15 protein-coding genes are annotated in these 20,874 nt (G+C 72.9%); 5 read left to right on the top strand and 10 right to left on the bottom strand.

The window, feature by feature from the left end; all coding sequences use genetic code 11:
- Positions 1 to 40: 40 nt before the first annotated feature.
- From WME90_RS16475 to glgA, 5 genes are all read right to left on the bottom strand, one after another.
- On the bottom strand, positions 41 to 1,963 hold the full coding sequence (locus tag WME90_RS16475; RefSeq protein WP_437282079.1) for a GAF domain-containing protein: 1,923 nt from the start codon (positions 1,961 to 1,963) through the stop codon (positions 41 to 43).
- A gap of 178 nt (positions 1,964 to 2,141) precedes the next feature.
- A complete protein-coding gene (locus tag WME90_RS16470; RefSeq protein WP_437282078.1) occupies positions 2,142 to 3,581 on the bottom strand; it encodes a WD40/YVTN/BNR-like repeat-containing protein in 1,440 nt (479 codons plus the stop codon).
- A 59-nt stretch (positions 3,582 to 3,640) separates the two neighbouring features.
- On the bottom strand, positions 3,641 to 4,102 hold the full coding sequence (locus WME90_RS16465) for a FixH family protein (protein ID WP_437282077.1): 462 nt from the start codon (positions 4,100 to 4,102) through the stop codon (positions 3,641 to 3,643).
- Positions 4,095 to 5,081 (bottom strand): hypothetical protein, encoded by a 987-nt coding sequence (locus WME90_RS16460; RefSeq protein WP_437282076.1) that lies wholly within the window; start codon positions 5,079 to 5,081, stop codon positions 4,095 to 4,097. Before WME90_RS16460 ends, WME90_RS16465 begins: the two co-directional genes overlap by 8 nt.
- Before the next feature lie 169 nt (positions 5,082 to 5,250).
- Entirely contained in the window at positions 5,251 to 6,705 is a 1,455-nt protein-coding gene (gene glgA, locus WME90_RS16455; RefSeq protein WP_437282075.1) for a glycogen synthase GlgA, read from the bottom strand.
- A gap of 442 nt (positions 6,706 to 7,147) precedes the next feature.
- Between glgA and WME90_RS16450 the strand changes: the two genes are divergently transcribed.
- The 4 genes from WME90_RS16450 to WME90_RS16435 all read left to right on the top strand — a co-directional run bounded on the left by WME90_RS16450 (position 7,148) and on the right by WME90_RS16435 (position 13,519).
- Positions 7,148 to 8,200: an RluA family pseudouridine synthase gene (locus WME90_RS16450; RefSeq protein ID WP_437282074.1), complete on the top strand. Its 1,053-nt coding sequence runs from the start codon at positions 7,148 to 7,150 to the stop codon at positions 8,198 to 8,200.
- A 230-nt stretch (positions 8,201 to 8,430) separates the two neighbouring features.
- A complete protein-coding gene (locus WME90_RS16445) occupies positions 8,431 to 9,387 on the top strand; it encodes a hypothetical protein (protein WP_437282073.1) in 957 nt (318 codons plus the stop codon).
- 110 nt (positions 9,388 to 9,497) lie between these two features.
- Positions 9,498 to 11,447 (top strand): molybdopterin-dependent oxidoreductase, encoded by a 1,950-nt coding sequence (locus tag WME90_RS16440; protein ID WP_437282072.1) that lies wholly within the window; start codon positions 9,498 to 9,500, stop codon positions 11,445 to 11,447.
- A 128-nt stretch (positions 11,448 to 11,575) separates the two neighbouring features.
- Positions 11,576 to 13,519 (top strand): hypothetical protein, encoded by a 1,944-nt coding sequence (locus WME90_RS16435; RefSeq protein WP_437282071.1) that lies wholly within the window; start codon positions 11,576 to 11,578, stop codon positions 13,517 to 13,519.
- Between the two features lie 127 nt (positions 13,520 to 13,646).
- Here WME90_RS16435 and WME90_RS16430 read toward each other — a convergent pair whose 3' ends face one another.
- Positions 13,647 to 15,245 (bottom strand): hypothetical protein, encoded by a 1,599-nt coding sequence (locus tag WME90_RS16430; protein ID WP_437282070.1) that lies wholly within the window; start codon positions 15,243 to 15,245, stop codon positions 13,647 to 13,649.
- Positions 15,246 to 15,466: 221 nt separating this feature from the next.
- Here WME90_RS16430 and WME90_RS16425 point away from each other — a divergent pair, with 221 nt between their 5' ends.
- Positions 15,467 to 15,910, top strand: a complete 444-nt coding sequence (locus WME90_RS16425; RefSeq protein WP_437282069.1) for a DUF4112 domain-containing protein — start codon at positions 15,467 to 15,469, stop codon at positions 15,908 to 15,910.
- Between the two features lie 219 nt (positions 15,911 to 16,129).
- On the opposite strand, the gene WME90_RS16420 is transcribed toward WME90_RS16425, so the two are convergent.
- From WME90_RS16420 to purH, 4 genes are all read right to left on the bottom strand, one after another.
- Positions 16,130 to 16,834: a Bax inhibitor-1/YccA family protein gene (locus WME90_RS16420; RefSeq protein WP_437282068.1), complete on the bottom strand. Its 705-nt coding sequence runs from the start codon at positions 16,832 to 16,834 to the stop codon at positions 16,130 to 16,132.
- Positions 16,835 to 17,104: 270 nt separating this feature from the next.
- Entirely contained in the window at positions 17,105 to 17,449 is a 345-nt protein-coding gene (locus WME90_RS16415) for a hypothetical protein (protein ID WP_437282067.1), read from the bottom strand.
- A gap of 185 nt (positions 17,450 to 17,634) precedes the next feature.
- The gene (locus WME90_RS16410) at positions 17,635 to 19,077 is read right to left on the bottom strand and encodes a ParA family protein (RefSeq protein ID WP_437282066.1); all 1,443 of its coding nucleotides are present in this window, start codon (positions 19,075 to 19,077) and stop codon (positions 17,635 to 17,637) included.
- Between the two features lie 168 nt (positions 19,078 to 19,245).
- The gene (gene purH / locus WME90_RS16405; RefSeq protein ID WP_437282065.1) at positions 19,246 to 20,814 is read right to left on the bottom strand and encodes a bifunctional phosphoribosylaminoimidazolecarboxamide formyltransferase/IMP cyclohydrolase; all 1,569 of its coding nucleotides are present in this window, start codon (positions 20,812 to 20,814) and stop codon (positions 19,246 to 19,248) included.
- Positions 20,815 to 20,874: the final 60 nt, after the last annotated feature.

Raw genomic sequence — 20,874 nt, 5'->3', positions numbered from 1 at the left:
AGAGCGCGCCCCTCGTCCCTGGCGTGTCGCCTCGGACGAATCACCTCGATCGCGCCGCCTCGGCGTGCAGCCGCGCGCTCTCGATGGCGAGCGACACGAGGCGTCCGAGCTCCGCGGCCGCGCCGGCGTCGTCTTGCCGGAGCTCGCGCTCCACGGTCCAGAGGCTCAGCAGGCCGAGCTTGCGGCCGCGCGCCGCGAGCGGCACGAGGATCGCCGAGCGGGCGCCGAGCTCCCGCAGGGCCGAGAGGTGCTCCGGCCCGCGGGCGATCCGCTGCAGCCACGGATCGGTGACCAGCGGAATGAGCGTCGCCTCCCTCCGGGCCGTCGCTTCGGCCGGCAAACCGGCCTCGCCGACCAGCAGCGGAGGGTGCTTGAGGAGCCTCGGCAGGAGCGCCCTCGCCTCGGACAGGCGCGCGGACGCGACGACCCGCGGGGCGCCGCGGCCGTCGTCGAGATCGAGCGCGCAGAGGTCCGAGAAGCGCTCGCCGAGGAGGCGCACCACCTGCTCGACCGTCTGGTCGTGGTCGAGCGACTCCGCCATCAGCGCGCTCACCTCGGTCAGGAGGGCGCGCGCGCGCTCCGCCTTCCTGAGCTCGGTCACGTCGTCGACCGTCATCACGGCCGCGCTGATGCGCCCGTCGGCGTCGCGCACGGGGGCCACGCTGAAGCGCCCGAGGCGGCGCTCCCCGTCGGCGCGGACGAACTCCATCTCGTCGCGGGGGACGGTCTCGCCGCCGTGCAGCGCCCGAGAGAGCAGCCAGCGCGCGCGCTGGTCGTCGTCGGTCTCGCTGAGCAGCGTCCGCAGCGGCGCGTTGCTCGGGGTCTCCTCGGGGCCGCGGACGATCTCCGCGAACCGCCGGTTGTTGAGCGCGATGGCGCCCGACGCCCCCTCCGCGACGACCACGCCGACAGGGAGCCGCTGGATCGCCGCCTCGAACCGGCTGCGCTCCGCGGCGAGCTGCTCGCGCAGCTGGGCCTGGGTCGCGAGCGCGGCCGCGCGCTCGGCCGCCTTCTTGAAGAGCAGCCGGTCTCCCTCGGAGAACTCCGGCACGCGGCGGGAGCTCACGACCGTGACGCCGACGAGGCGGCCCTCCGAGAGCATCGGCACGCCGTAGAGCGCGTGGAGCGCGTCGCTGGGACGCTCGCTCTGCGCCCCCGACTCGGGCCCTGCCGCGCCGCCCCCGGCGTCGGTGGCCAGCGGATCCGGCGCCGCCGAGCGCAGCGCCACCGGGCGCCGCTCGCGGACCACGCGGCCGACGAAGCCCTCCGCCAGCCTGTACGCACGCAGGCCCCAGAGCGCCTCGTCGACGCCGATGCCGGCGCGGATCCGCAGCACCTCGCCCTCGAGCAGCAGCATCACCGCCCAGTCGACCGACCGGGCGGACTCGACGAGCACCTCGACCAGCCGCCGCAGCAGGCGATCGACGTGGACGTTGCCCATGCCCTCGGCCGAGACGCGATCGAGCGCGCCGAGCGCGCGCTCGCGGCGCGCGGCGCTCCGCGTGGCCGGATCGATGATCACCTGATCGAGCACCTCGTGCAGGAGCGTCATCTCGACCCACGACGGCTGCGTGCCCGTCCGCTCGAGCATCCGGAGCACGCAGCGGCGCAGCACGGAGTAGTGGGAGGCCACGTCTTCCAGCTCGAACCCGTCGCGGAGCTTGTCGAGCACGCGGAAGCCGAGCAGCGGCTCGGGGAGCTCGGCCGACACGGACTCGACGCCGTCCCACGCGTCGCTCGCGCCTTCGCCCGGCGGCGCCGCCGCCGCGGCGACGGCCGCCTCGAGGCGCTCGGCGACGCGCTCGAAGATGGAGGGGAGCTCCTCGCGCAGCGCGATGTAGCCCGGGGACTGCTCGCCAGGCGCGCGGCGGCGCTCGGCGCGCTCCCATGCCTCGAGGATCCCGGCGCTGTGAGCGCGCAGGAAGGCGGCGAGCGGCGATTTGGGAAGGTCTCTGGAGGCCATTCACGCGCTGGCCGGAGCCGAGGCACCCTCAGTCTACGCCAGCCCACGAGCACGTAGATCCAGAAACGAACCAGACGCCTCTCGTCCGTCCGGCTCTCCTGCGGACGGCGCGCCGTTGGCCCCGACCTCTACGTCCGTACCCTTCGCCCGCGCTCTCGGCGCGCTCTTCCATAAGCGGTTATGTCGCGCTCGCCTGCACGCCTGCGCCCGTGCGCCTGCGCCTTCGCGCGCTCGCGACGGCCGCAGCGAGCGCGAGCCAGAGCGCGCCCATGCCGCCGGATGGCGCCGCGTCCTCATCCATCGCCGCGCCTGCCGCGCCGATCTTGCACCCGCACCCGCCCGACGCATCAGCGGGCGAAGGCTCGGATCCCCCGCCGCCGCTGCCGGTCGCGGCGTCACCGCCGCACTGCCGGGAGCCGATGGTGAGCTCGGTCGCACCCCACAGGGGGGCGCAGGTCGAGGCCACGCCGCTCTCCGGCGCGCACTCGAGCGGCCCGCAGAGCCCATCGAGGTGCAGCAGCGCGGAGAAGCTCTCGCCGCCGTCGCTCGAGCGGCCCACCGTGAAGCCGTCGGCGAACTCGTCGCCGCAGGCGAAGAGCGCCTCCGCGGTCCAGGTCAAGCACCGCGCGCCGATGTCCGAGATCTTCTCGAACTCCAGCGAGGCGGCCGGCGCGCGCCAGATCCCGTCCTGAGGCCCGCCCACGATCACCGTCGCGCCGTCCGGCGAGAGCGCGAACCCGAGGAGATCGCCGGCGCTCTCGAACGCGGTGGTGAAGCTGCGCCCCCCGTCCTTCGAGACGAGCAGCGCGTCGGTCGGGTCACCGTCGAGCCGCACATACACGACGTCGGGGTCGACGGGATCTATCGCGCCCAAGAACGGCAGGCGCTTGTCGTCGCTCCCCGGGATGTCGAGCCGCTCCCAGGTCGCGCCGCGATCGTCGGTGCGCTGGAGGGCGCCGACGTAGTCGGGCGCGCCGTAGCGGCCGCTCACGTAGACGCGAGCGCGGTCCGAGGGGGCTGCATCGACCGTGTGGGCGAGGAAGTCCTCGGGGAGGTCGACGCCCGCCTTCGTCCAGCTGTCCGCGTCGTCGCTCGTCTCCCACAGCTGCGTCAGGAACCGACCCGCGCCGAGCCCCGTGCTGACGACGAGCACGGCTCGCGACGGGTCTCCGCGATCGGCCGAGAGGTCGATGACGTAGCGGCCCTGCAGATCGCCCGGAACGAAAGACCAGTCGCAGCCGCCGCTCTTCGATGCGCTGAGCCCGTCGAAGACCCCGGCGATGATCGTCCCATCGGCGAGGAAGGCGAGCATCGGATCCTCGTTGCCGCCGAAGCCGACGACCGACTCGCAGATCCAGCGCCAGCGCTCGCCGCCATCGAGCGTGGCGAGCAAGCCGTAGGTCGCGCGGACCATGAGGCGCGACGGATCGCTCGGGTGCGACGCGATCAGCCCCGCGGCCGGGAAGCGGCCGTTGGCCGAGGCCGGCGAGGAGAGCGTCGCGACCGAGAGCAGCGCGGAGACCGAGAGCAGCGCCGCCGCGCAGGACGAGAGGGCGCCGCGCCGCCGCGCGCTCGGCGCACGGCGGGGGTGAGGGATCGGCGCAGGGAGGGCTCGCACGGAGCGTGCTGTGGAGGCTCGCAGGGAGCGTTCTGTAGGGGCTCGCACGAGGCGTGAGCCTAGTGGACGTCGAACTCGAACGCCGCCTCGTCGACGAGGGACGGGGCCAGGGCCCGGCACTGCACGTCCCAGAGGCCCCCCATGCCGAAGGGCACGTCGGCGACCTCGTACAGGCCAGGCGAGATCTCCTTGCCGTCGTGCGCCGACCCGTGCCCCATGCTCGTCATGCTGGCGTAGAGGCGGAGCTTGATCCGCTTCACCGGGTCCCCCGAGTCGGTCCACGTGAGCCGCACATGGAAGGTGTTGAAGCCTCGCTTGATCGGCTCGGTCGACTCCACGGCGAACTCGATGCGCCCCTTCACGCCGACGTCCAGCCGGTGGCCGGAATCCGGCTCCACGTCCCGGGATCCGCAGCCCGCCTGCGAGAGCAGGGCGAGCGCCGCGATCAGCGCGGCGCGGGCGAGCGCCCCGCGGCGCCCCGGTGGTGACTTCAGCGAAGACCGTTCACGAGGTTCAATCACGTCTTCCCCACACGTAGCGAAGGCCCGCGGACAGGGCGGCGAACGCGCCCTCGTTGCGGCCGATCCCGGAGATCGGCACATCCACCTGGAGGTTGCCGACCGCGGTCCAGCGCGCGCCGATGTCGTGGGCGAGCACGGCGAGCAGCGCCGTCCGATCGCGCGGCCTGCCGAGGGCCCTGCGGGGGCCCTGGCCCGGCTCGACCTCGCGCGGCGCACCCTCGCGCTCGTGGAGCGCGCCCACGGTGAGCGAGAGGCCGGAGGGCCACGCGGGCCCCGCCGCGGCGAGGAGCTGCACGCGGGGCGCGGACCGCACAGCGTCGCCGTCCGGGAGACGGTGGCTGGTGCGGACGCTGACCGAGGCGGCGAGCAGCGCCTGGAACGAGCCCCACGACTTCTCGAAGACCATCCCCGGCCGGATCTCGGCCACCCCGAGGCCCGTCGTGCCGGCGCCGCTGATCTCGGCGCCCATCGCGCGGGCGCCGGCTGCGCCGACGTCGAGCGGCGTCGTCCCGTCGTTCGGGCCGCGCCCGGTCGGGAGCGTCACGCCGAGCGTGAACGCGGCAGACGGAACCCACGGGGACGCCGCGCCCTCGATGAGCGCGATCCGAGCTGCCGCGCCGACGTCACCCGGACCCCCGCCCGACGACGTACCGCCGAGCCCCGCCCCGCTCCAGGTAGCCATCAGCGGAACGGAGATGCCGAGCTGGACATGATCTCCGACCCGCACCAGCCACCCGGCCTCGGCCCTCAGCTCGCGCTGGTAGACGCCCTCGCCGGAAGCGATGAAGTTTCCGTCCACCGCCCATGCCCCGAGCTGCTCCGTCATCCGGAGGGAGAAGCTCGCCGCGGCGCGCTCCGAGGGCGCGAGCCACTGGGCGATCCCGTGGCCCGCCCCGCAGCAGGCGGACGCGCGCGCGGCCCTCGGGTACACCGCGAACGACAGCAGGATCGCCACACCGGCGACGGCTCTGGCCAGCACGGCCGCTCTCATAGGCGAAGCTCATGCCCGGCGACAATGCGACATGTTGTCGCGCTGCGGGCGCCTGATCGCGGTCAGGCCGCCCCTTCAGCGCGCCGTCTCCATCGCTTCCGTTCCCGCGCGCGAAGCTCGGTGATCGCGCGCGAAGCTCGGTGATCGCGCGCGAAGCTCAGCTGGCGAGGGTTTGCCGGTAGACCTGGACGTAGCGGCGCGCGGGGCGGTCCCAGCCGAGGTCGAGGCGCATGATGCGGCGCTGGACAGCGGGCCAGCGGGGCGATGTCAGGGCCGCGAGGGCGCGCTGCACGCCGCCGAGCAGCGACGTCGCCGTCGGCTTGTCGAACAGGAACCCCGTGCCGGTCTCCAGGGCCGCGTCGACGTCGACGATCGTGTCGACGAGGCCTCCGGTCCTGCACGCCACCGGGGCGGCGCCGTAGCGCTGCGCGTACAGCTGCACGAGGCCGCACGGCTCGAAGCGCGACGGCACGACGACGAGGTCGGCCGCGGCCATCAGCCGGTGCACGACGGCCTCGCTCACCCCGCCGAGGAACTTCGCCCGCTCGGGCGCCTTGGCGGCCGCGGCGGCGAGCTTCTCCATGAGCTCGGGGTCGCCCTCGCCGGCCACGACGACGCTGACGTCGCCCTTCAGGATCTTCGGCAGCGCGCTCGCGAGCAGGTCGCTGCCCTTCTGGGCGACCACCCTGCCGACGGACACGAGGAGCGGGCGATCCGGCCGGATCTCGAGCCCGATCTCCTGGAGGAGCGCGCTCTTGCAGCGGCCCTTGTTGCTCACGTCCTCCGCGTCGTAGCGGGCGATGATGGCCGGGTCGGTCATCGGGTTCCAGACGGCGTAGTCGATGCCGTTGACGATGCCGGACAGCTGCTTCGCCCGGGTGCGGAGCACGCCGTCGAGGCGCTCGCCTTGCTTCGCCGTGAGGATCTCGTTCGCGTAGGTGGTCGAGACGGTGGTGAGCGCGTCCGCGGCCAGGATGCCGCCCTTGAGGAAATTGAGCTTGCCGTAGAACTCGAGCCGCTCGGGCCGGAAGTGCTCGTCGTCGAGGCCGAGGTACGCGAGCGCGTCCTTCGGGAAGAGCCCCTGGTGCGCGGCGTTGTGGAGCGTCAGCACGGTCCGGCCGGGCACGGACTGCTGGTGGCGGAGCAGGTACGGCACCATGGCGGTGGGCCAGTCGTGGGCGTGGACGATATCGAACGGCGAGCCCGACCGGGCGCGCTGGCGGACGAGCTCCACGACGGCGCGGGAGAACAGGGAGAACCGGCGCGCGTTGTCCTCGTAGTCGCGCCCTTCCTCGCCGTAGATGCCGGGCCGATCGTGGAAGCCTGGCACGTCGAGGACGACGAGCTCCACGCCCGTGCTGAGCCGCCCGTCGAAGAGCGTCACCTGGATCGGCCCGCCCGGCGACACCGTCGCGTCGACCTCGAGCGGCATCGGGGTGAGGCGGCGCGCCATCATCAGCCCGCTCGAGTCGAGCGCCTGGTAGCGCGGCAGCGCGATCGTCACCTTGTGCCCGAGCAGCCGGAGCGCCTTCGAGAGCGACGACACGACGTCGGCCAGGCCGCCGACCTTGACGATGGGCGCGATCTCGGACGCAGCGAAGAGGATATCCATGCGGGCGCCGTGTGTAGCACGAACCGGGGGGCGCACAGGGCGGCTTCCGAACCCACAAGCTGCGGTTGCACGGCCGGCGACACGCCCTCGAGGTCCCTCGCCGTGCGCGCCCTCCCCTGTCTGCGGGACGCGCGGTGCGAGACCGCCGCGGGCCCCAGCGCCATGCCCGCGCCACGCAACTGGACCGGCGCCGCAGGCAGGCCTGGTTGCTGGCCCTCACCCTGGAGGCCCTCGAGCATACAACTATGCATGTTGGCTTACATTTTACGCAGTCCCGTGGGCAGATCTGTATGATTTTTAACTTCAAAGTCGGCCCGCGCAGGCACCTCTGCGTGCTGCGCCACGTCCAGGTGCCGCTGCAGGCGCGCTCCCGCGCACCGGTCGTCGCTGTTCCGCGCCACTGGGCCGGCGCTTTTGCTAAAGGCGAAGGCCAGCTCGACCCATGACCAGGATCAGCGCGCGAGAGCTCGCCGGCACGAGCGGCCCCTTCGGCCGCGGCACGCCGGTGGTGCGCCCCGCGGAGGTGCCGGAGGGGTCGGTCGTCACCGTGCTGCGCGTGCCGCCGGAGTCGGCCGGCATGCGGCTCGATCGGTTCGTCCAGAGCCAGCTCAAACGGACGAGCCGCACGCGCGCCGCCGAGATCGTCGCCCGAGGCGCCTACTCGCCCGAGGCGCGGCGCCTGCGCGGCAGCGATCGCGTCCGGCCGGAGCAGTGCATCCTCCTCTGGCGCGAGCCGTGGGACGAGCAGGCGCCCGACACGCCGATCCCGGTGCTCCACGAGGACGACGCGCTGCTCGCCGTCGACAAGCCGGCGTGCCTGCCGGTGCACCCCACGGCGCGGTACCACAAGAGCACCGTGATCAAGATGATGGAGGCCGCGCGCCCAGGCGAGCGGCTGTTCCTGGCCCACCGCCTCGATCGCGAGACGAGCGGCGTGCTGCTGCTCTGCCGCACGCCCGAGGCCGATCGGACCGTGAAGGCGCAGTTCGAGGAGCGCACCGGCGTCGTCAAGCGCTACGCCGCGATCGCCTGGGGCTGGCCCGAGCACGATACGTTCCGGGTCGAGCTGCCGCTCGAGCTCGACGACGCGAGCCGCTACAAGGTCAAGATGCGGGTCGCGCCGCCGGGCCGCGGCCTCGCGTCGGCCACCGCGTGCGAGGTGCTGGGCCGCCGCGCCGATCCCCTCACCGGCCGGCGCTACGCGCTCGTCCGCTGCACGCTCGAGACCGGACGGCAGCACCAGATCCGGGTCCACCTCGCGGCGAGCGGCCTGCCGCTCGTCGGCGACAAGCTCTACGGGCCGGACGAGGGCATGTTCGCGCGCGGCGCGGACGGCGTGCTCACCGACGACGACCGCCGCGCGCTCGAGCTCGATCGCCACGCGCTCCACGCCGCGCTCCTGGAGCTCACGCACCCGATGACAGGCGAACGCGTGCGCATCGAGGCGCCGCTCTCGGACGATCTGCGCACCTTCTGGAACGCGCTCGGCGCGTGATCCACGGGTGAGGCGGAGGATCCATCGCGGGCCACGCCTCCGCTCGTGTGTGTGCGGGGTGACGATTGCGCGGCGCGATGACACCTACGCGCGGCGTGGAAGCGGAAGTAGAGGAAGTAGAGAGGGAGAGCGAGAGGGAACACCTCACGAGGCGGAAGACGACGGTGGACGGCGCGCCCGGGCGGCTGCGGATCTTGTGCCGAAGTACCGACTTACGTACGATGACCCGGATGACGCGTGCGCGAGACGACCTCGAGGCGCTGCGGGATCCAGCGCTCCGGTCCACACCGCTCGAGGCCGAGAGCACCGCCCAGAGCACGGCATCCGGGCTGGTGCCCGGTCCGGGAGAGACGGGGCAGGACGCGAAGGCGCCCTCTCCAGGCGCGCCCCCGAGCGCGGGAGCAGAGCGCCCCGGCGCAGACGAGCTGCGGCAGGCGGGCTCGGACCGGGCCGCGATCTCGTCGACCGGCGTCGCGCCGCTGCAGGCCGACCTGCGCACCCGGGGCGACGAGAGCCTGGATCGCGAGCGCTACGAGCGGTACGCGATGCCGGCGAGCGACCTCCCCGCTGCCAACGTGCAGGCCTTTCGAGGAGACGCGAGCGGGGTGCTCGCGATCGTCCGGCGCGCCGTGCAATCCGTGACGCGCGATCCGGCGCGCCACCGGCGCCGGCTGCCGAAGTCCCGCTTCGACACGATCCGCAGCTTGCCGGAGCTCGCGATGGCGCTCGACTACGCGGTGACGCGCATGCAGCCCGAGAGCGCGCCGCCGCCCGAGGTCGCCGAGAAGCTCGATCTGCTCTACGAGGCGCTGCGCCCGACGCTCGCCACGGCCGAGGTGTACTTCCCGCGCAGCATCGTCCCGGAGACCTTCGGCATCGTCCGGCGCGCGCTCGTCGCCGGCGATCCCGCGAGCGCGGCGGCCACCATCACCAACCTCATCCTGGACCGGTGGAGCCACGTGCAGAGCCGGATCCCGATCACGAAGGAAGAGCTGACCCAGCTGAACAGCACCGCGAAGTGGCTGCTCAGCAACACCCGCCCGCCGGAGCGGCTCGACTCGCGCGACATCCGCGATCGGCTGTGGTCGCTCCTGCGCGAGCGCTACGAGCAGCTCCGGGTCATCGCTCAGGAGGTCTCGGGCGACGACTCGCGCGACTACGCGCCCGAGCGGCTCGCGGCCGACTGAGCCGGCGCGCGGAGCCGCGCGGGGGCCCGACCAGGTCAGGCAAGCTTCCGGCGGCCGCGCCCGCGGCTCGACGGGTGTCCTGCCCCGCACGCCTGATCTACGCTGCGGTCATGCAGGAGCTCCGCAAGACCACCTGTAACCGCGACTGCCCCGACGCCTGCAGCATCGTGGCCACCGTGGAGGGCGGCCGCGTCGTGCGCCTCGGCGGCGACCCGGATCACCCGATCACGCGGGGGTTCCTCTGCTACCGGACGTCGCGCTTCCTGGAGACCCAGTATTCACCCGAGCGGCTGACGACGCCGCTGCTCCGCAAGGGCGGCGAGCTCGTGCGCGTCTCCTGGGAAGAAGCGCTCGACACCGCGGCCGAGCAGCTCCTCACGATCCGGCGCGAGTCGGGCCCGGCCGCGATCTTTCATTACCGGAGCGGCGGCTCGCTCGGGATCCTCACGGGGATCGCCGACGCGTTCTTCGCGCGGTTCGGGCCGGTCACGGTCAAGCGCGGCGACATCTGCTCCGGCGCGGGCGACGCCGCGCAGCTCACCGATTTCGGGGAGGAGGACAGCAACGATCTCGCCGATCTCGTGAACGCCCGGCACATCCTCCTCTGGGGCAAGAACGTCTTCACATCGAGCCCTCACACGCTGCCGGTGCTGCGCGAGGCGAAGGCGCGCGGCGCGGAGCTCGTGCTGATCGATCCCGTGCACCACAGGACGGCGTCGCTGTGCGGGGCGTTCTACCAGCCGCGCCCCGGCGGCGACTTCGCGCTCGCCATGGCCGTCGCCCGCGTGCTCTTCGACGAGGGGTGGACCGACCCGCGCGCCGCGGAGATCTGCGATCACATCGACGCCTTCCGCGCGCTCGCGCGGCGCAGCTCCGTCGCCGCGTGGTGCCGCGACGCCGACGTGCCCGAGCGCGCCGCCCTGGACCTCGCGCGCCGCCTCGCCGAGAGGCCCGCGGCGATCCTCGTGGGCTGGGGCATGGGCCGGCGCACCTCGGGCGGGGCGATCGTGCGCGCCCTCGACGCGCTCGGGGCCGTGAGCGGGAACCTCGGCATCCCGGGCGGCGGGGTCTCGTTCTACTTCAAGCGGCGCGGCGCGTTCGACCTCTCGCCGCTCGAGGGCGAGCGGCCCGCTCCCCGCACCGTCTGCGAGCCCCTGCTCGGGCGCGAGGTGCTCGGGATGAGCGACCCGCCGATCCGCGCCGTCTGGGTGACCGCCGGCAACCCTGTCGCGATGCTGCCCGAGTCCGGCACGGTCGCTGAGGCGCTCCGGACGCGCGAGCTCGTCGTCGTCGTCGACTCGTTCCTCACGGACACGGCGCGGCTCGCCCACCTCGTGCTGCCCACGACGACGCTCCTCGAGGCGGACGACGTGGTCGGGGCTTATGGCCACCATTACCTCGGCGTCTCGACGCCCGTGGTCCCGCCCCCGGACGGCGTGAAGAGCGATCTCGAGATCATGCAGGCGCTCGCGCGGCGCGTGGGCCTCGGCGACGCGCTCGACGGCAGCGCCCGCGACTGGAAGCAGCGGGTCACCGAGCCCAAGCTCGCGCCGTTCGGCGTCACCCTCGAGGCGCTGGAGCGCGGGCCTGTGCGCAACCCGCTGGCGCCGAAGGTGCTGTTCGAGGACCGCAAGTTCCCGACCCCGAGCGGCCGCGTCAACCTCATCACCGAAGCGCCGGCGGAGCACGCGGATCCCGACGCGAGCGCGTTCCCGCTGCTGCTCATGGCGCTCTCCACCGAGAAGTCCCAGTCGTCGCAGTGGGCGAGGCCCCAGCGAGGCCCGGCCGTGGTCACCGTCCACCCCGACGCGGCGGGCGGCGTGCCCGACGGCGGCGCCTGCCGGCTCACGTCGCGCGTCGGCAGCATGACGGTGCTGCTCCGCCACGATCCTGCCCAGCGCCGCGACGTCGCGCTCATCCCGAAGGGAGGCCACCTCCGGGACGGCCGCTGCGCCAACGCGCTGATCAGCGCCCGCACAACCGACCTCGGCGAGGGCGGCGCGCTCTACGAGGAGCGGGTGCGCATCGAGCCGCTCGACCCGTCGACGCCCCTCCCGTAGCCGGCGACGCGCCGTCGCCCGCGCGGCGGGCGCGGCGCGGGGCGCGACGGACGCGGGCTCCGGTGGGCCACGCCGCGCCCGCGAGAAGCCTCTGGCTCGCGCGGCCGGCGGTCTCCTACCCTTGCCGGATGCCGAGAGAGCTGCCTGCGAAGTTCGGGATCACACCGCACGCGGCGCGCCGCCTGGCGAACCGGCAGATCGTGACGGGCGGCGCGATCGCGCTGCTGGGCGCGGCGGCGAGCGCGACGGGGCTCGGCAGCGCCGCGGCCGGGGTGCCGTTCGGGATGGCCGGAGCGCTCCTGATCGCGATCGGCCTCCGCACGCGCTCGATGGGCGTCGCCGTGCAGGTCGTCAACAAGGCCCACAACCTCGCGGCTTCCGGCCAGCGCGAGGACGCCGCCGAGCTGCTCGACTACGCGGAAGAGACGTGCCGCTCGCGCTACGTCCTGCGCGTCATCGACGTCCAGCGCGCGCTCGCCGCCATGCAGCGCGGCGATCTCGCGGGCGCGCTCGTCCGCGCCGACGCCGCGGTGACCCGCCGCACCGACCCGCTCGCCTTTCACCTGGAGCACGCGACGATCGCCGCGGCGCACGCGCTGAGGGCCCTGCTCCGCGCCTCGACCGGCGATCGCGACGGCGCCGCGGCGGACATCGAGGTCGCGCGGAGCAGCCCCTACGCGTCGCCCGAGGTCCTCGCCCGCGCGGCGCTCGCGGCCGCGGTCCTCCTGGAACGTTCGGGCGACAGGGAGGCGCTGCGGGCGCACCTGCTCCGCGAGCGGAGCCTCCTCGTCGAGCACACACGCCCGCGCGAGCGCGCCCTCGTCCGCGCCTACCAGCGCATGTTGAAGGCGAAGGCGAGCTCGGTCTACCGCACCGGCGCGACGCGGGAGGCGGAGCCCGCAGGTGAGCTCTCGGCGGCCGACTGGGCGGCGCGCATCTCGCCCGACGCGGCGCCCTTCATGCGCGCCCCCGCGCTCGCGGCCGGCGGTGTGGAGGAGCTGTCGCGCGCGGGGGTGGAGCGCGCCGACGCCTCTGCGCGCACCGCGGCGGAGGGGCGCGCCGGGAGCAACCGCCGGCCGGTGGCGAAGGCGATACGCCGCACGCTGCTCCTCTGGGTGTCCCTGGTGGTGTCGTTCTTGGGCGTGTGGACGCTCTTGAACTCGGGTCAGGCGCCGGTGGCGCCCGACGTCGAGCGCTTGCCCGCGGAGCCGATCGTCGGGCCGCTCGCCATCGTGCTGGCGTTGCCGATCTTCTTCATCGTCGTCCTCGTCGGCGCCGTGCTCGTGAACGTGGTGCGCGTGCGCAAGCTCTCGCAGCGCTTCGTGGCCGCCCAGGTCGCCATCGCGAAGGGCGAAGAGCAGCGCGGGAAGGGCGAGCTCGAGGCCCTCACGCGGACAAGGGCGCCCGTGGCCGCGGCGCAGGCCCACCTCGCGCTCGCCGATCTGTCGGAGCGGCAAGCCGAGCTGCCCGCGGCGCTCGCGGCGTGCGAGGCGGGGCTCGCGCTGCTGGGCACCGAGGCGGCGCGCGCGATGGCCGCGGACATCCTCCTGCCCAGGCTCCTGGCCGAGCGCGCGTTCCTGTTCGCGGCGATGGACCGGAGCGCCGACGCGCGCGCCGAGATGGCGCTGCTCGCGGAGCGGTATGCGTCGTACCCGTTCCTGGAGCGGGCCAGGTTGCGGGTGGCGCTCGTGCTGCGGGCGCGGGAGGGCGACATCGCCGGGGCGGCGCGCCTCACCGAGCGGGACGCGGACGTGCCGCTGAACGCGCGCGACGAGCTGCTCGCCGACGTGTGCCGCGCGGCGGTGAGCCCGGGAACCGCGGGCGCTGGCGAGGTGGAGCGGCTCCGCGAGGAGCTGCGGATCGAGCCCGCGAGCCGGCGCTGGCTCTCGACGATCGCGCCGGCGGCGCTCGCCGCGTTCGAGCGCCTGGGGGAGCACGGCGACGCCGAGGCGCTCGCCGGGACCGAGGCGCTCGCGGAGTCCGAGGCGCTCGCGGAGGCCGAAGCGCTCGCGGAGGCCGAAGCGCTCGCGGAGCGGGCCAACGTGCGCCAGCGGGACGCCGGGGTGGCGTGAGCGCTGCGTGAGCGCTGCGGCAGCGAGCGTCCGGCGGTGGAGCGGCCTCTGGCGCGGCTCCGGGGGCGCTGGGCACCGCGCCGGACGAGCGCGGCGTCTGTCGGATCCACGGCGCGCGCGTCGCCGCTCAGTCTTCCCGGGCGGGCGCCCGCATCGGCTCTCTCGGCCTGGTGCGCTCGGGCGGTGGGGCGGCCGAGCCCTCCACGGCGTCGCCGATCTCGCGCGCCACGTCCTCCACGGTGCGCAGGCTGATCCGCCCGGCGAGCACCAGGGTCGCGCCGATCTCCCGGCAGTCGATGGGATCCAGCCGCACGGGCGACGCGAACGCGTTGACGGCCGCCATCTGCCCCGCGGCGTAGTCGAGGCGCGCGCCGAACACGAGATCACCGTACCGGGTGTAGGAGACCAACCCGAGCGACGCGTGCGCGCCGCTCATCCGCTCGAAGAAGAGCTTCGACTCGGCGGACATCGGGCCTCGCAGGCTCGACAGCGCGTTGAAATCCGAGGCGACGCCGCCCACGAGGCTCAGGTCGCGCGTGAGGAACACCTCGGCGCCGAGCGCGACGTTGGCGATGGGCGCCGCGGCCTCGACGATGCCGAGGCGGCTCCGCGCCTGGCTCGTCACCGCGCCCCCCGCGGTCGCGATCTCCTCACGCTCGGCGGCGATCCGCGCGAACTCGCGCTGGCCCAAGTAGAAGAAGCCGTCGAGCTCCAGCCGCAGCCTGCTCCATTCCGCGCTCGCGCCCACCGCGATGCGGGCAGGAGAAGGCGCAACGAACTCCCCTTCACCGGCCCAGTAACGCACCGCCGCCGTCTCGGTGGCGCGCGTGTCGACGTAGCTCGCGTCCAGGGAGTCGAGGACATGAACGGTGGGTGTCCGCAGGCTGATCCCGGCCGAGAACACCCGGGTCAGCCGGTAGGTGACCCCGAGGTGCGCGAGCAGATCCCATGAATCGCCCGAGAGCGCGGCCTGGTAGGTCGCGCTGCTCGCCGAGCCTGCGCCGGTGTCCTCCACGAGGCTGGCGACGCTGAGCGAGCTCGTGTAGCGGGTGCGCACGAGCGAGAGCGACGCGCCCATGGCGAGGCGAGAGGAGGCGCTGTAGCTCCACGAGGGACCGGCGCTGAAGCGGCCCCACGCGTAGCGGAACGTCTGTGCCTGACGCACGCGGCGCGAGGCGGACTCCCCGGAGAACCCCAGCGCGTCGAACCCGAACTCGTTTTCCTCCGTCTTGCCGAGGCAGGCGGCGACGATCTGGCGCCCGATCGGCACCCGCGTCGAGTCCGCCCCCCGCGCGCCGCTCTTCCAGTTGAAAAAATAGCATGTCGCGTCAGGGAGGCTGTCCAGGCCCTGATCGGTCACCGTCGTGTGATCGAGCCGGAGATCGCCGACCAGCGCAGGGTCGACCGGTCCTGGCTGGTGCCACCCGTGCAGCGTGCGGTGCGCGTAGCGGAAGAACGCCGACGAGAACGCGATGTTCCGGTCCTCGATGCGGACGAGGGTGGCCGGGTTCAGGAAGGGCGCGGCGCCGTCGACGCCGAGCACGACCCCGGTCCCCCCGAGGAGCGCCGATCTCCCGCCGAGGAGCGCGGATTCGTACCGTCCCTGCGCGCGCGCCTCTCCGTCGAGCGTCCCGAAGAGCGCGCTGACGAGGCCGAGCAGCGCTAGGCGCGCTCCGGGGCGGCGAACCAGGGCGCGCGGGCTCGGCGGCATGGCAGGCGCCAGCATGGATCGCGGCGCCGCGGCCGCAACGGCATCGCATCCCGGCGAGGCGCGCTCCTCCGGCGCGATGGCCTGTCCTGCGGGGCTTTCGGCGTCGCCGTCGGAGGGGGCCCAGAGCTACACTACGAGCGATGCCTCACCCGCCTCGCCGAGATGGGTCCGAACTGCCTGTCCCGCCCCTCGCCCCGCTGCAGACCGTTGCGCTCGAGGAGGAGCGGCTACGGCGCTTGAACGCGCTCGGGCACTTCCTGGACAACTCCATCCGTATCCCTGGAGTCGATTATCGGATCGGTTACGACGCCGTGATCGGGTTGATCCCTGGCATCGGAGATCTCATTGGCTTCGTGTTATCGATTTACATCGTGCTCGCGGCGACCCGTTACCGACTCCCCGCCTCGACGGTGCTGCGCATGGTGCTCAACGTGGCCCTCGAGACGCTGCTCGGCACGGTCCCGCTGGTCGGCGATCTATTCGACGCGACGTACAAGTCGAACGCGCGCAACCTCGACCTGTTGCGCGCGCACCTCGCTGCGCGCACGCAGGGCAGCGCGCCCCCCTCCAACATTCGTTTCTACGCCGGCCTGCTCCTAGCGCTGGCAGGCATCATCGCCCTGACAGCTCTCATGCTCTTCTCCCTAACACGAGCGCTACAGTCCCTCTTCACCCCCTGACGAGCCCCCCTCTCCCCTCTCCCGCCGCCCAGACGCCCCCCGAGCGGCGCGCGGCCCCTCTCCTCTCTCCCCTCTCCCGCCGCCCAGACGCCCCCCGAGCGGCGCGCACCCGCACAGGAGACGGGCCCAGATCGGCGTTTTCGGCGCGGAGGCGTACTCCTGTACGCCGAGCACCGAAAACGCCGAGGTGGGTCCGTATCCGCAGCGGGTGCGCGTCGCTCAGTGGCGGGAGGAGATGAAGAGGCGGAGTACGTGCCAGAACAGCAGGGCGACCGACGCGAAGAGCTCGAGCGCGGCGCCGACGTACCGGTCCTCGGGGAAGTGGTGCAGGACGTTCGATGTGTCGTACAGGATGGCGGCGCCGGCGAACGCGACCATGGCGACGCTGAAGAAGGTGCCGAGGTGGAAGCCGAACAGCGCCCCGGCCGCGATGAGGACGAGCGCGCAGATGGCGCCCCAGCGCAGGAAGGCCCCAAGGAACGAGAAATCCTTGCGGGTGACGAAGGCGATCGCGGTGAGCCCGGCGAAGCCGGCCATCGTGGCGAGCCCGGCGCTCTGGATTGCGCCGGGAGCGACCATGTCCGCGATGTAGAGGAGCGGCACGAAGACGATCGCCTGGGCGAGCACGAAGCCGCCGAGCGCGGCATATTGCGCCGGCTTCGATGCCGACGTGTGCGCCGCGCGGCTGGCCAGCCAGCTCACGAGCATGAACGCCCCGAGGACCAGCAGCCAGCTCGTGCCCATCATCGCCCTGGCGATGACCGACGCGACGCCGGTCTTGAACAGCGCGACCTGAATCGCCGCGAAGAGGACGATCGCCCCGAACAGGTGGTTGTACGTTCGCACGAGGAAGCGCTCGCGCGACTCGGCGCTGGAACGGAGCACCGAAGAACGGGTCCCGTATCCTACGTAGTTCTGATCCATGTTCCCTCTCTGGTAGGCCTCGACCCTAGCACGTCAAGCACACCGCATGCCCGCAGGGGAGCGGCCTCGGGACGACGCGCAGCGCTACGACGTCATGAGCGCCGGCACACCTGCGCGGCCCCTCTGCCGCTCGCCGGCTCCCGAGAGTTCAGGCCGCCCGCCCCTCATCGGAACGACTGAGAATCCCGGGATCGCGCGACGCCCGCCACACGATCATGGGAATGCGGACTTCGCTCGCCGCGTTCTGTCCGGGACGCCCTGAAAGAGGACTTAAATCCCCTTCGGGATCTTGTCGAGGTCCACCTGGGAGAGCGCGTGCCGGATCAGGGCGCTCCTGTTGGCCTTCGTCATCCCGCGCGCCTTGAGCGTGCTGACCATCTCGTCCAGCCGCTCGAGATCGTCAGTGTACATCGAGATACAGATGACCTTGTAGTGCTGCGGTCTCTCGGGCGCCGGCACAGCACCCGGCTCGGCTGCAGCGCCGCTCGTCCGGGCCTTCGCGCGCGTGCGAGACCCTTCCGCGGACGTATAGAACGCCCCGGACAAAACACCTTCCACTTCGTCGCGATCGAGCAGCGCCCGCGCGGCGCCCCCGAGATCGCCTTCGCTTTTCATTGCTTCCTCCAGCTCCCCTGCCCGGTCGAGGCTCCGCGACTGCGGGCCCTTCATCCAGCGAGACCCCGCATGGCGCGGGTCCCTTCATCCAGCGGGCCCCCGCAGCTCGCGGGTCCCTTCATCCAGCGGGCCCCCGCAGTTCGCGGGTCCCTTCATCCAGCCGGCCCCGCGTGTCGCGGGTCCCTTCACACCCCCGCCGCCGCAGCGCCCGGCCGCTCCGTCGCCGCGTCCGCCCGGTCGGTGCTCCACGCCGCCGCATCGCGGGCCGACGCTACCTCGGAGCCCGTCGCGCCGCGCTCGCGGCTCTCGATGATGCGATCGACCACCGCGAGGTAGTCGTCCGCGGCAGGGGTCCCCAATGCATACTCGAAGATCGTCTGCCCCTGCGCGGGCGCCTCCTTGACCTTGATCGCCTGCCGGATGGGCGCGAGGCAGCGCTCTCCGAAGTGCTGCTTCATCGTGCTCACGGCCTCGCGCGCGATCTTCGCGCGGCCGTCGAAGAAGGTCGGCAGAACGCCCCAGATCTGCACCGGGTGGTGCAGCAGCGCGTTCACGTTCTTCACCGTCTTGATCACCTGCCGGACCCCGACGAGCGACAGATAGTCGCACGCGACCGGGACGAGCACGCTGTCGGCGAACACCAGCGCGTTCTGGTTCATCAGCGACAGGCTCGGCGAGCAGTCGAGCACCACGTAATCGTACTCAGCCGCCGCAGCGGAGAGGCGATCCGAGAGCACGCGGTCCCGGTTCTGGCGCCCCGCCAGATAGAGCTCCGCCGCGGCCAGCGTCTCGTTGGACGGCAGGAGATCCAGGTTCGGGCGCACCGTCTTGATCGCATCGGCGACCCGGAGCCCCATCACGAGCACGTGATAGAGCGACCGCTCCGCGCCTGCGCCGAGCGAGACGGAGACGTTGCCCTGCGCGTCGGTGTCGACGAGGAGCACCCGCTTGTCGCGCGCCGCGAGCCCGGCCGCGACGCTCACGGCCGTCGTCGTCTTGCCCGTACCGCCCTTGTGGTTGAACACGGCCAGATAGCGGGGCACCCCGGCCGGGCGCTGCTGCGGCGGCGCTGGCCGCTTGGCGCTCCCGGCCGGCGACAGAGGCACCGCCACCGCCCCCTGCCTCGTGGGCTCCACCGGGCGAGCGGCGGTCGCGACCGGCGCAACGGCCGGCGCGGCTGGCCCAGTCGCCCCGCCCCTCGCGCTCGCCTGAACCGCCGGCGCCGGCTCACCTACCGCCGCGGCCGCGCGCGGGCTGCCTCCCGCCAGCGGCGCCTCGCCGCCGGTCGGCGCTGCCTCCTCGGCCGGCGCCGCGGCCGCCGCCGCGATGTCGCCGAGGCGCACCCCCTTCGCCTCACGGACCAGCTGCGTCCGGCACCCCAGCGAGCACGCGTAGTGCCGGCGCCCGGCGACATAGAGCACCTGCGACACGAGATCCGGCGGAAAGCGCTTCGCGCACGCGTCGCACGTGGCGAGCGCGGCGCCGTCCTGCCCGCCGAGGTGGCTCTTTTCCAGGCATTTCTGCGAGCAGAAGAAGGAGAAGCCGCCGTCCTTCTCCTCCATCTGGTACCGGAACTGGACCTCGAATCCGGTCCCGCACACGCTGCACGTCTCGCTGATTCCGCCCACAGCTCGCTCCTTCGCGCCGCGCACAGCGCTTTGCCCAGGCGCAGCGTTGACCATCATCACAGTCAAGGCGCAAAGGTCAACTTTTCTGCGAGCGTGGCCCACCCCATCGACGCAAGGGAGAGCGCGCAAGGGAGAGCGCGCGTCCCAGGAGGGCGGTGCCGGGCCGGCTCAGTGACGGAAGTGCCGGGCCCCGGTGAACACCATCGCGATCCCCGCCGCGTCGGCCGCGGCGATGACGTCGGCGTCCTTCACGCTGCCTCCGGGCTGCGCGACCGCCGTGATCCCGTTCTCCGCGGCGAGCACCACGTTGTCCGGGAACGGGAAGAACGCGTCCGACGCGAGGACGCTCCCGCGAGCCCGCTCGCCCGCCTTGCTGCAGGCGATGCGCACGCTCTCGACCCGCGACATCTGTCCGGCGCCGATCCCGACCGTCCTCCCTGGCACTGCCAGCACAATCGCGTTGGATTTCACGTGCTTGCAGACGCGCCAGCCGAGATCGAGCGCCTCGAGCTCCCGCTCCGTGGGCGCGCGCTTCGTCACGACCCGGCCGCCGTGCACCTCACCGGCCGCGGAGGCGTCCCGACCCTGCACCACCAGGCCACCGCCGACGCGCTTGAACGTCAGCTCCCGGTGATCCGCGGGCAGGAGCGCGCCGGTCGCGAGCAGCCGGAGGTTCTTCTTGGTCCGGAGCACCTCCAGCGCCTCGGGGGTATAGGCGGGCGCGACAACGCACTCCACGAACGTCTCGACCAGCACCTCGGCGGCGGCGCGGTCGACCTCGCGGTTCAGGGCGACGATCCCGCCGAAGGCGCTCACGGCGTCCGCGTCGCGCGCCGCCCGGTACGCGGCCGCGAGGCCGTCGCCGATCGCGACGCCGCACGGGTTCGTGTGCTTCACGACGACCGCGGCAGGCTGGGTGAACTCGCGCACCGCCTCGAACGCGGCGTCCACGTCGACGAGGTTGTTGAACGAGAGCTCTTTGCCTCCCGCGCCCAGCGACTCCGCCAGCGCGAGCGACCCGGCGGCCGCGCCCCGCTCGCGGTAGAACGCGCCCGACTGGTGCGGGTTCTCGCCGTACCGGAGCGGATACGCCCGCTCGAGGGAGAGCGTGAGGAAACGTGGATAGGCCTCGCGCTCCGCGGCGTTGGGCTCGCCCTCTTCCGGCAGCGAGGACAGGTAGCCGGCCACCATCCCGTCGTACGCCGCCGTGTGCGCGAACGCCTTGGTGGCGAGCCGGCGGCGGGTCGTGCTCGACACCTCACCTTGCCTGTCGATCTCGGCGAGCACAGCCTCGTAGTCGGCCGGATCGACCACCACCGCCACGCGCGCGTGGTTCTTGGCCGCGCTCCGCACCATCGACGGCCCGCCGATATCGATGTTCTCGATGATCTCGGGGTGCGTTACGCCCGGTCTCCGGACGGTCGCCTCGAAGGGATAGAGATTGCACACAACGAGATCGATCGGCGCGCCGCCGAGCCGAGCGAGATCCTCGTCGTCGATCGCGCCGCGCATCAGGATGCCGCCGTGCACCCGGGGATGGAGCGTCTTCACGCGGCCATCCATCACCTCGGGAGAGCCGGTATAGGCCTCCACCCCGATGACCGGCACGCCAGCGTCCGCGAGCGCCCGCTGCGTCCCCCCGGTCGAGAGGATCTCCACGCCCTTCTCCGCGAGCCGCCTGGCCAGCGGGAGCAATCCCGTCTTGTCGGATACCGAAATCAGTGCGCGTCGAATCATTGCGACGCACAGCTAATGCTTCTCGGCGGCCGCCGCCAGCCTATCTGTCCGGCGCCGCGC

The organism is Sorangium sp. So ce375, assembly GCF_051473855.1.
Taxonomy (GTDB): domain Bacteria; phylum Myxococcota_A; class Polyangia; order Polyangiales; family Polyangiaceae; genus Sorangium.
Note: the sequence above shows the minus strand (reverse complement) of the source record. Positions and strands in the feature narration are given on the sequence as shown.